The organism is Paenimyroides aestuarii (assembly GCF_024628805.1).
GTDB classification, from domain to species: domain Bacteria; phylum Bacteroidota; class Bacteroidia; order Flavobacteriales; family Flavobacteriaceae; genus Flavobacterium; species Flavobacterium aestuarii_A.
This window is the reverse complement of sequence record NZ_CP102382.1, coordinates 2,358,654-2,369,713: the sequence shown is the minus strand read 5'-3', so window position 1 is coordinate 2,369,713 and position 11,060 is coordinate 2,358,654. Positions and strand designations below refer to the sequence as shown.

At 36.6% G+C, this 11,060-nt stretch carries 11 protein-coding genes; 7 read left to right on the top strand and 4 right to left on the bottom strand.

The window, feature by feature from the left end:
- Positions 1-61: 61 nt before the first annotated feature.
- The 5 genes from thrS to NPX36_RS11480 all read left to right on the top strand — a co-directional run bounded on the left by thrS (position 62) and on the right by NPX36_RS11480 (position 4,237).
- Complete coding sequence (thrS, locus tag NPX36_RS11500) at positions 62-2,002, top strand: threonine--tRNA ligase (protein WP_257498852.1); 1,941 nt, start codon at positions 62-64, stop codon at positions 2,000-2,002.
- Positions 2,003-2,040: 38 nt separating this feature from the next.
- Positions 2,041-2,595 carry a translation initiation factor IF-3 gene (gene infC / locus NPX36_RS11495; RefSeq protein ID WP_257500747.1) on the top strand — a complete coding sequence of 185 codons (555 nt, stop codon included), beginning with the start codon at positions 2,041-2,043 and terminating at the stop codon, positions 2,593-2,595.
- Positions 2,596-2,645: 50 nt separating this feature from the next.
- A complete protein-coding gene (gene rpmI / locus NPX36_RS11490) occupies positions 2,646-2,843 on the top strand; it encodes a 50S ribosomal protein L35 (protein ID WP_257498851.1) in 198 nt (65 codons plus the stop codon).
- Between the two features lie 113 nt (positions 2,844-2,956).
- Positions 2,957-3,301 carry a 50S ribosomal protein L20 gene (gene rplT / locus NPX36_RS11485; RefSeq protein WP_091096657.1) on the top strand — a complete coding sequence of 115 codons (345 nt, stop codon included), beginning with the start codon at positions 2,957-2,959 and terminating at the stop codon, positions 3,299-3,301.
- Positions 3,302-3,421: 120 nt separating this feature from the next.
- Positions 3,422-4,237, top strand: a complete 816-nt coding sequence (locus NPX36_RS11480) for a 2,3,4,5-tetrahydropyridine-2,6-dicarboxylate N-succinyltransferase (RefSeq protein WP_257498850.1) — start codon at positions 3,422-3,424, stop codon at positions 4,235-4,237.
- Positions 4,238-4,280: 43 nt separating this feature from the next.
- On the opposite strand, the gene acs is transcribed toward NPX36_RS11480, so the two are convergent.
- Both acs and NPX36_RS11470 read right to left on the bottom strand, forming a co-directional pair.
- The gene (acs, locus tag NPX36_RS11475) at positions 4,281-6,188 is read right to left on the bottom strand and encodes an acetate--CoA ligase (protein ID WP_257498849.1); all 1,908 of its coding nucleotides are present in this window, start codon (positions 6,186-6,188) and stop codon (positions 4,281-4,283) included.
- An 89-nt stretch (positions 6,189-6,277) separates the two neighbouring features.
- A complete protein-coding gene (locus NPX36_RS11470; protein WP_257498847.1) occupies positions 6,278-7,216 on the bottom strand; it encodes an NAD(P)H-dependent flavin oxidoreductase in 939 nt (312 codons plus the stop codon).
- A 78-nt stretch (positions 7,217-7,294) separates the two neighbouring features.
- Between NPX36_RS11470 and NPX36_RS11465 the strand changes: the two genes are divergently transcribed.
- Both NPX36_RS11465 and NPX36_RS11460 read left to right on the top strand, forming a co-directional pair.
- The gene (locus tag NPX36_RS11465; RefSeq protein ID WP_257498846.1) at positions 7,295-7,873 is read left to right on the top strand and encodes a Crp/Fnr family transcriptional regulator; all 579 of its coding nucleotides are present in this window, start codon (positions 7,295-7,297) and stop codon (positions 7,871-7,873) included.
- 194 nt (positions 7,874-8,067) lie between these two features.
- Positions 8,068-8,832: an MBL fold metallo-hydrolase gene (locus tag NPX36_RS11460; protein WP_257498845.1), complete on the top strand. Its 765-nt coding sequence runs from the start codon at positions 8,068-8,070 to the stop codon at positions 8,830-8,832.
- Positions 8,833-9,173: 341 nt separating this feature from the next.
- Here the strand turns inward: NPX36_RS11460 and mnmA are convergent, their stop codons facing one another.
- Positions 9,174-10,370 (bottom strand): tRNA 2-thiouridine(34) synthase MnmA, encoded by a 1,197-nt coding sequence (mnmA, locus tag NPX36_RS11455; RefSeq protein ID WP_257498844.1) that lies wholly within the window; start codon positions 10,368-10,370, stop codon positions 9,174-9,176.
- 48 nt (positions 10,371-10,418) lie between these two features.
- Complete coding sequence (locus NPX36_RS11450) at positions 10,419-11,051, bottom strand: toxin-antitoxin system YwqK family antitoxin (RefSeq protein ID WP_257498843.1); 633 nt, start codon at positions 11,049-11,051, stop codon at positions 10,419-10,421.
- Positions 11,052-11,060: the final 9 nt, after the last annotated feature.

Here is an 11,060-nt window from a genome sequence, read left to right as displayed (position 1 = left end):
TATTTTTTGTTAAGGTAAAATAATTCTTTAGTATATTTGCATGATAAATTTAAAAAGCAAAATGATTAAAATAACATTACCAGATGGTTCGGTGCGCGAATACGCTTCAGGCGTAACACCGCATGAAGTCGCTTTAAGCATAAGCGAAGGTTTAGCACGTAACGTAATTTCAGCAAATTTTAACGGAACAACCGTTGAAACGGTTACGCCTTTAACCACCGATGGTAGTTTAACGTTATATACTTGGAACGATGCCGACGGAAAAAAAGCTTTTTGGCACTCTACATCACACGTTATGGCACAAGCTTTGCAAGAGATGTATCCAGGCATTAAATTAACAATTGGCCCTGCAATTGACAATGGATTTTATTATGATGTGGATTTTGGTGCAAATAAGATCTCAGACAATGATTTCAAAGCCATTGAAGATCGAATTTTAGCAATATCAAAAGAAAAACACGAGTTTAAAATGCGATCTGCAACAAAAGCAGAAGCATTGGAATTATATAAGGATAACGAATATAAAACCGAATTAATTCAGAATTTAGAAGACGGAACAATAAGTTTTTGCGACCACGCAACCTTCACCGATTTGTGTCGTGGAGGGCACATTCCAAACACCGGAATCATTAAAGCCGTAAAAATACTTTCGGTTGCAGGTGCATATTGGCGCGGTGATGAGAAGAACAAGCAATTAACGCGTGTGTACGGTATATCGTTTCCAAAACAAAAAGAACTTACCGAATATTTAGAAATGATCGAAGAGGCAAAACGCCGTGATCATCGTAAATTAGGTAAAGAATTAGAATTGTTTCATTTCTCGCAACGTGTGGGGCAAGGATTGCCATTGTGGCTGCCAAAAGGTGCTGCATTGCGCGATCGTTTGGAACAATTTTTACGCAAAGCACAAAAGAAAGCAGGTTATGAACAAGTTGTAACGCCGCATATTGGTCAAAAAGAATTGTATGTAACATCAGGGCATTATGCAAAATATGGCGCTGATTCATTCCAACCAATTCACACACCAGCAGAGGGCGAAGAGTTTTTATTAAAACCAATGAACTGTCCGCACCATTGTGAAATTTACAATGCAAAACCTTGGTCGTACAAAGATTTGCCAAAACGTTATGCAGAATTTGGAACGGTTTATAGATATGAGCAATCAGGTGAATTACATGGTTTAACACGTGTTCGTGGTTTCACTCAAGACGATGCCCACATATTCTGTACACCCGACCAGTTAGATGAAGAATTTAAAAAAGTAATTGACTTAGTACTTTACGTATTTGGATCATTAGGTTTTGAAAACTTCACCGCTCAAGTTTCCGTTCGCGATTTAAGCAATCCAGATAAATATATTGGGTCGGTAGAAAATTGGGAAAAAGCAGAAAATGCCATCATCAGCGCAGCAAAAGATAAAGGCTTAAACTATGTGGTGGAATCGGGCGAAGCAGCTTTCTACGGACCAAAGTTAGATTTCATGGTGAAAGATGCTTTAGGACGCAGCTGGCAGTTAGGAACCATTCAGGTAGATTACAATTTACCCGAGCGTTTTGATTTAACCTACAAAGGAGCAGACGATAAATTGCACCGCCCTGTAATGATTCACCGTGCCCCTTTTGGTTCAATGGAGCGATTTATTGCCATTTTATTAGAGCATACCGGCGGTCATTTCCCATTATGGTTGATGCCAGAGCAAGTTATTATCTTGTCTTTAAGCGAGAAATATGAAAATTATGCAAAAAAAGTTTTAACTTTGTTGGAAAATAACGAAATTCGCGCTAAACTTGATGACCGCAACGAAACAATAGGTAAAAAAATTCGGGAAGCCGAATTACAAAAGTACCCGTATATGTTGATCATTGGCGAAGAAGAAGAAAAAAACAACCAAGTTTCAGTGCGCAAACAAGGCGAATCAGGAAAAACAAACACATCAATGAGTATTGAAGAATTTTCTTCATTAATTCAAGATGAAATAAACAAAACAATAAAACAATTTTAAGTTTAACCGCTTGGTAACAAGCACAAAATTTTAAACCCATAGCAGTACATAACAGAAGAGGTTTCAAACCTCACGAGAAGAAGGAAGATGCACACAAAACAAATGAAGCGATTCGTGTGCCAGAAGTTCGTTTAGTAGGCGATAATGTAGAACCTGGAGTATATAAAACTTCTCAGGCAATGGCAATTGCAGATGAGCAAGGATTAGACTTAGTGGAAATTTCACCCAACGCTGCACCACCTGTTTGTAAAATTATCGACTACAAAAAGTTTCTTTACGAACAAAAGAAACGTGACAAAATGTTGAAAGCTAAAACTGCACAAATTACGGTTAAAGAAATTCGTTTTGGCCCACAAACAGACGAACACGATTACGAGTTTAAAAAGAAAAATGCAATGAAGTTTCTTAAAGAAGGTTCTAAATTAAAAGCATTTGTATTTTTTAAAGGACGATCAATTATTTACAAAGAACAAGGGCAAATATTACTATTGCGTTTGGCACAAGACCTTGAAGAATATGGTAAAGTAGAAGCTATGCCCGTTCTTGAAGGAAAAAGAATGACCATGTATATTGCACCTAAAAAGAAAAATTAGTATTTTTGCAAAATATTGTTAAGTAAGATAACATAAATACCTAGGAACAAATGCCTAAAATGAAAACTAAATCTAGTGCCAAAAAACGTTTCACCGTTACAGGTTCTGGAAAAATTAAAAGAAAACACGCTTTTAAAAGCCACATCTTAACAAAGAAGTCTAAAAAGCGTAAATTAGCTTTAACACACTCTGGTTTAGTACATAAAGCAGACGAGAAAAGCATCAAAGAACAATTAAGAATCATCTAATCGTTCTTTCGGTTAAAACAATTTAATAACCCTGGAGTGGGCTGATCTTTAAAAATATTCGGTCGAAAGAGGTGTGTTTCACATCCGCCCTACTACAAAAAAAATTTAAAATTATGCCAAAAGCAAATAATGCAGTAGCATCAAGAGCAAGAAGAAAAAGAATTTTGAAGCAAGCCAAAGGTTTCTTCGGAAGACGTAAAAACGTTTGGACAGTAGCTAAAAATGCGGTAGAAAAAGCAATGCAATATGCATACCGCGACAGAAAACAAAAGAAAAGAAATTTCCGCGCGTTATGGATCATGCGTATCAACGCTGGTGCACGCTTACACGGAATGTCTTATTCTCAATTCATGGGGAAAATCAAAGCGAACAACATCGAATTAAACCGTAAGGTTTTAGCAGATTTAGCAATGAACCACCCAGAAGCTTTCACAGCTATCGTTAATAAAATTAAATAAACGTTTGTAAAACCCGTTTATCTTACTTATCAAATATAAAAAACCTGCTTTACGGCAGGTTTTTTTATTAGATTAGAAAAAATAAGTAATAAGATTAATATATTTGCAAAAACTGATTTTATGCAAGAATTAAAAAACATCATAGAGCAAGCTTGGGAAAACCGAGAGTTACTACAACAAGAAGAAACACAAAACACCATTAGAAAGGTAATTGATTTAATTGATAATGGCGAATTGCGAACTGCAGAACCAACTGATGGTGGTTGGCAAATAAACGAATGGGTAAAAAAAGCAGTTGTTCTCTATTTCCCTATTCAGAAAATGGAAACATTGGAAGCCGGAATCTTTGAGTACCATGACAAAATGCCTTTAAAACGCAATTATGCTGAAAAAGGTGTTCGTGTGGTTCCAAATGCAGTGGCTCGTCATGGAGCATATATATCCTCTGGTGTAATTTTAATGCCATCTTATGTTAATATTGGTGCCTATGTTGATGAAGGAACAATGGTTGATACATGGGCTACCGTGGGTTCTTGTGCGCAAATTGGTAAAAACGTACATTTATCCGGCGGTGTTGGTATTGGCGGTGTTTTGGAGCCTCTACAAGCCGCTCCTGTGATTATTGAAGATAATGCTTTTATTGGTTCTCGTTGCATTGTGGTGGAAGGTGTTCGTGTAGGGAAAGAAGCTGTTTTAGGTGCCAACGTTTGTTTAACTGCTTCTACAAAGATTATCGATGTAACTGGCGAAACTCCTATCGAAATTAAAGGATATGTGCCAGAGCGTTCGGTGGTCATTCCTGGTTCTTATACAAAAAAATTCCCGGCCGGTGAATATCAAGTTCCATGTGCATTAATTATTGGGAAACGAAAAGAAAGTACCGATAAAAAAACTTCTTTGAACGATGCTTTGCGTGAACATAATGTAGCTGTATAAAAAACAAAATCCCTTTAAAATGAAAATTAAAGGGATTTTTTTATTAAACACGACCATTAATTATGTTCTGAACCACTTCGGGATTAATCATCGTTGATGTATCGCCAAAATTTTCCAATTGATTCATTGCTATTGATCGCAATAGTCTTCGCAGTATTTTACCTGAACGTGTTTTTGGTAAATCATCCACAAACTGCATTTTATCTAGTTTACCAATTGGTCCGTAATGATCTGCAATTAATTGGTTAATTTCCTTTTTCAGGTTTTCTCGGTCGCGTGTGCTTCCTTCTTTTTTTAAGGAAATGTATCCATATAAAGCATTTCCTTTTATATCATGTGGAAATCCAACCACTGCCGATTCTGCTACAGCCGGATGTTGGTTAATAGCATCCTCAATCGGTGCTGTTCCCAAATTATGTCCTGAAACAATCACCACATCATCTGCCCTACCCGTGATTCGGTAATAGCCCACTTCATCTCGCAAGGCGTTATCGCCTGTGAAATAAGTTCCTGGAAAATCAGTGAAATAGGTTTTTACAAAACGCTCATGATCGCCCCAAATAGTTCGTGCAATCGAAGGCCATGGAAACTTCACACATAAACTGCCCATTACTTGGTTGCCTTTTATTTCATTGTTTTTTTCGTCCATTAAAACCGATTGTATGCCGGGCAATGGTAAAGTAGCGTAAGTTGGTTTTGTTGGAGTAACAAACGCCAGCGGTGCAATCATTATGGAACCTGTTTCTGTTTGCCACCATGTATCTACAATCGGGCATCGTTTTTTTCCGATAAAATCATTAAACCAGTGCCAAGCTTCTTCATTAATGGGCTCGCCAACAGAACCTAAAACCCGCAAGGAAGATAGATCGTGCGAAGCTACATACGAATAATCAGTAGTCATTAACGAACGAATGGCTGTGGGAGCTGTATAAAAATGCGTGATTTTATATTTATCAATGATTTCCCAATAGCGCGATGGATCAGGATAAGTAGGTATTCCTTCAAAAAGAACTGTCGTGGCACCGTTTAACAAGGCACCATATAAAATGTATGAATGTCCTGTAATCCATCCTAAATCGGCACTGCACCAAAAAACATCGGTATCTTTATAATTAAAAACATTTTGAAAACTATAAGCCGTTTGCACCATGTATCCGGCTGTGGTGTGCACCATTCCCTTAGGTTTACCGGTTGACCCTGAAGTATAAAGGATAAATAATGGATCTTCCGCATCCATAATTTCGGCAGTATTTGTGTTTTCAGCAGCTTGGTACAGTTCATCAAACCAAAGGTCTTTCTCTGGATTAAACGCCACTTTTTCATTGGTGCGTTTCACCACCAAAACTTTTTCAACGGTAGTTACTCCTTCAATTGCTTTATCTACAACTTCTTTGGTTTTAATTGTTTTTTCGCCACGGAAACCTCCATCTGAAGTTACAATTATTTTTGCAGCACAATCTTGCACACGCGAACGAATGGCCGCATCTGAAAATCCTGCAAAAATCACTGAATGTATGGCGCCAATTCGGGCACAAGCCAACATGGTTATGGCTAATTCTGGAATCATTGGCAAATAAATGCACACACGATCGCCTTTTTTAACGCCTAACGATTTTAAAACATTTGCTGTTTTTGAAACACTAGTGTACAGTTCATTGTAACTGATGTGTTGCGGTTTTTCAGACGGATTGTTTGGTTCAAAGATTAAAGCTGTTTTTTCGCCACGCTTTGATAAATGTCGGTCAATACAATTTTTAGTAATATTTAATTTAGCATTCACAAACCATTTTATAGCGCCTTTGGGAAAATCAACTTCAAAAACTTTATCCCAAACTTGATACCAAATAAAATTTTCTTCTGCAATTTTGCTCCAAAACTTTCGAGGCTCGCGGACTGACTTTTTATAATGTTTAAAATATTGTTCTAAATCGGCGATTTTGTAATAACTCATAATTTTATTTATAGGTTGGTTTTCTAAAATTAATAAAAAAAGGAATATCTATTGTAAATATTCCTTGCTTTTATGGGTTTATTATGAATTTAGAACGATAAATCGACTTTTCTAGATTGATGAAAATCGGCAATAATTTCCTGCATCACATCATCAACTGGTTTAATTTCGTTAATCAAGCCAACAATCTGACCAATTTCGAGTTCACCATTTTCCAAATCACCTTCAAACATACCGCGTTTGGCTCTTGCACGTCCCAACAATGCTTTTAAATCGTCAGTTGTGGCACATTTTCCGTACGCTTCTTGCACTTCGTTAAAAAATTTATTGCGAATTAACCGCACCGGTGCCAATTCTTTCAGCGTAAGATAAGTGTCACCTTCTTGTGCATTCACACATGCATCTTTGAAATGTTGGTGCGAAGAACTTTCGGTAGTCATTGCAAATCGGGTGCCCATTTGAACACCATCAGCACCTAAAACCATTGCAGCATGCATCGCCTTTCCGGTTGCAATTCCACCTGCGGCAATCAAAGGAATTTGTAAATGCTGTTTTACCATCGGAATTAAGGTCAATGTTGTGGTTTCTTCCCTTCCATTGTGACCACCGGCTTCAAAACCTTCAGCAACCACAGCATCAACACCCGCCTCTTGTGCTTTAACAGCAAACTTTGACGAACTCACCACATGAACCACCGTAATGCCTTTTTCTTTTAACCAAGAGGTCCATGTTTTGGGATTTCCTGCCGATGTAAACACGACTTTCACACCTTCTTCCACAATGATATTCATAATTTCATCGATATTTGGATACAACATGGGAACATTCACGCCAAAAGGTTTATCGGTTGCTTGCTTACATTTTTGAATATGTTCGCGCAAAACTTCCGGATACATGGAGCCGGCGCCAATTAAGCCCAAACCGCCAGCATTGCTAACAGCAGCAGCTAATTTGTACCCGCTGTTCCAAATCATTCCGCCTTGGATAATAGGATATTTTATATTGAATAGTTGTGAGATTCTGTTCATTTTATTTACTTTTCAGTTCCTACAAAAATAGGAAAACCAAACTAATTTATTTAATTTTTACTTAATTTTGTACGGTAGATGGATACTAAAACCGACCAATTATACCAATTTTTCATTACCGAATTTCCTTTTAACAAAGAAGGGTTAGAACTTTTTGTGCATTCTTTTGAAACCAAAAAATACAAGAAAAACCAACCAATTTTGCATTTTGGGACAACCGAAAAGGAGCTTCGTTTTTTGGACAGCGGCATTATTCGCGAGTTTTACGCCAACAATGAAAAGGAGAAAAATATTGATTTTTTTCTTGCCAACGAATTTGTAACCGATTTTTATTCTTTTGTATCCGATAAACCCACTCGCAAAAATCAGGAATGTGTAACCGACGTACAAATTAGAACCTTATCCAAAGAAAAATTTCTACATTTTTTAAAAGAATACACTTGCGGAAAATTATTTGTAGACGAAATTTTTCAGCGAATTATAGCGAAAAAAGAACAAGACGAATTCTGCCAATTCATCAATACTGCCGAGGAAAACTACAAGAACCTATTGCAACACAAACCGCTGTGGCTGCAACAAATTCCACAGTATCATATCGCCTCCTATTTGGGCATTACACCCGAAACCTTGAGCAGAATTCGAAAACGTATTTTTTAAAAATTTGGGCGTGTCCCTCCTTCATTCTTCCGTCGGGTCGGGCTTTTCGTTTCAATTTTTTTGTTCGTTCCTCACAAAAAAGATTTCCACTGCAATCCCTCACGCAAAAACCACAATTGAAATTTCTTGATATGAATCAATGAACTGTATAGCATGAACAACTCATCTTTGCAGAAATTTTAATACAAAAAAAGATGAAATTACATCATTTACGAAACGCCACACTAATTATAGAGACACAAGAAAAATTTATTTTAGTTGATCCTATGTTAGGAAAAAAAGCCACTTTATCTCCGTTCACCCTTTTCCGTTTTAAACCTCGAAAAAATCCTTTAGTGGATTTGCCTTCCAACAGTCATTCTATCTTAGAAAAAGTGACGCATTGCTTAGTAACACACTTGCATCCTGATCATTTAGACAAAGATGCAGAATCATTTTTAAAACAAAAAAACATCCCTGTAATTTGCTCTAAAAATGATGAAAAAACGCTTCAAAAACGCGGATTAAACATTGCCGAAAGTCTGGATTTTTGGAAAGAACACGATTTTTTGGAGGGAAAAATCATCGGAATTCCTGCCATTCACGGCTACGGATTTATTGCCAAACCAATGGGAAATGTAATGGGTTTTTATCTAAAATTTCCGAATGAAAAATCCATTTACATCAGTGCAGACACTATATACACGCAAGATGTAGATCGCGTATTGAGAGAACTGAAACCCGAAATTTCAGTTTTGGCGTGCGGAAGCGCTCAATTGGATTTCGGAAAACCACTTTTAATGACAATGGAAGATATTTTAAAATTCATCAAAAATGCACCGGGAAAAGTGTTTGCCAATCATTTGGAAGCGTTGAACCACTGCCCCACTACAAGAATGCAACTTCGCAATGCACTTAAAAATCATCAATTACAAGAAAAAGTTTTTATTCCAGAAGATGGTGAAAACGTGATTTTCTAGTATTCGTTTAAATGCCATTTAAGTTAAAGCGAACTTAAACAGTCAGTAACGTATTCAACATAAAAAAAATACAAAACCAAACTAACTTTTTAGTTTGGTTTTGTAATTATAATTTCAATTTTATTACCCATACTGCAATACAGAACTTCCACATATTATTAAATAGTACCACAAGGAAAGTATAAAAATTATGTATATTTATTGAATGCAGCGCATTCCAAATCAGTGATAATTTAATTAATTAATAGCATTACTTTGTAAAATTATATCTGTGGTAATTAAAAAGTACACCTTTGAATATTAAGGCTTTGAATTTTATTTAGATAATAAATACAAGTATTTTATATCTTCGATATCACTCCAGAGCCTATTAATTCATCATCTATATGCCAAGAAACAAACTGTCCTTCGGTAATGGCTGATTGTGGTTCATCAAATCGCACAAATAATCCTTTTTCGGTTTGATGCAATGTTGCTTTTTGCAACGGCTGACGGTAACGAATACGCGCCATTACTTCCATGGTTTCGCCATTGTTCAAACGCAAATCTTCGCGTATCCAATGGATTTCATGTGGCTGCACCAGAAGGGTTTTGCGAAACAAGCCAGGATGAGCATGACCTTGACCTGTATAAATGGCATTATCTGCAACGTTTGTATCAATGATAAATAATGCTTCTTGCGTTCCGCCAACATTCAAGCCTTTTCGCTGACCAATTGTAAAATAATGCGCACCGTTGTGTTCACCTACTTTTTTGGCCATTTCGGGAGTATATTTCACTGAAGTTGCTTCCCAAGTTAATTCATCAATCAACGAATCAAAAGTAGGCTTTTGATTGGTATAAACTGCATGATCTTTAGAAACTTCGTAAATAATTCCCTTTTTAGGTTTCAATTGCTGTTGTAAAAAATCAGGCAAACGTACTTTTCCAATAAAGCACAAACCTTGCGAATCTTTCTTTTCGGCTGTAATTAAATCGTTTTTGGCAGCAATCTCACGAACTTCTGGCTTTAAATATTCACCTATCGGGAACAATGCTTTTGCTAGTTGTTCTTGTGATAATTGGCATAAAAAATAGGATTGATCTTTATTGGGATCTTTTCCAGCTAATAATTTGTAAACTTTTTTTCCGTTTACAATTGTTTCTTCTTTTCGGCAATAATGACCAGTTGCTACAAAATCGGCACCTAATTCTAATGCAATTTTCATGAACACGTCGAACTTAATTTCACGGTTGCACAAAACATCCGGATTGGGTGTACGTCCGTTTTCATATTCGTTGAACATATAGTCCACAATACGTTCTTTATATTCTTCGCTTAAATCTACTGTTTGAAAAGGAATTCCCAATTTATCGGCAACCAATAACGCATCATTACTATCTTCTAACCAAGGACATTCATCGGAAATGGTAACGGAATCATCGTGCCAGTTCTTCATGAACAAGCCAATCACTTCATACCCTTGATCTAAAAGCAATTGCGCTGCAACGCTGGAATCTACACCGCCAGAAAGACCTACTACTACTCTTTTTTTCATTGTTTATAAATCGAAAAGCAAAGTTACAACAATTGATTGAGTTATATTTTATTTGGTAGTTTTTTTAGGTACAATTAGCTTTCCGTTAACATATTCGGCTTCATCAGTAATTTTTCCATTGGTATCACGAATGATGATCTTTCCATCCAATGCACCATTTTTATAATGCGTTTCTTTAATTTTTACGCCGTTTTCGGCATATTGATTAGAAATTCCATCTTCGATACCGTTTTTGTATTCTAGTTCTTCCGACAATTTACCCGAACTGTAATAGGCTTTTTTCACACCGTGCAATTTGTCGTTCTTATAGGGTTCCTCCGCCATTATATTTTGCCCGTCCACATGATAAATCTTCCAAATGCCTTCTCGCATTTTGTTGATATAAACCCCTTCAGACATTTTCTTTTTACCATTATAAAAAACAGTGTACACCGATCCGTCAGCTTTAAACTCTTTAGTAGCAATGAGCTTTTTATCGGGTTCATCGGCATAAAACTTAAAAGTTCCTATTTCTTTACCGTTTTTGAAGGTTCCTTCGTATTTTATATGGTTTGTTTTTGGATAATATCCCACCCAAACACCTTCGCGTTGCCCTTGAGCATTGGTTTTATTCACATCTTGTGCATATACCACAACCGATGCAGACACCACAGCAACTGCTGTTATAATAGATTGTTTCATTTTTCAAAG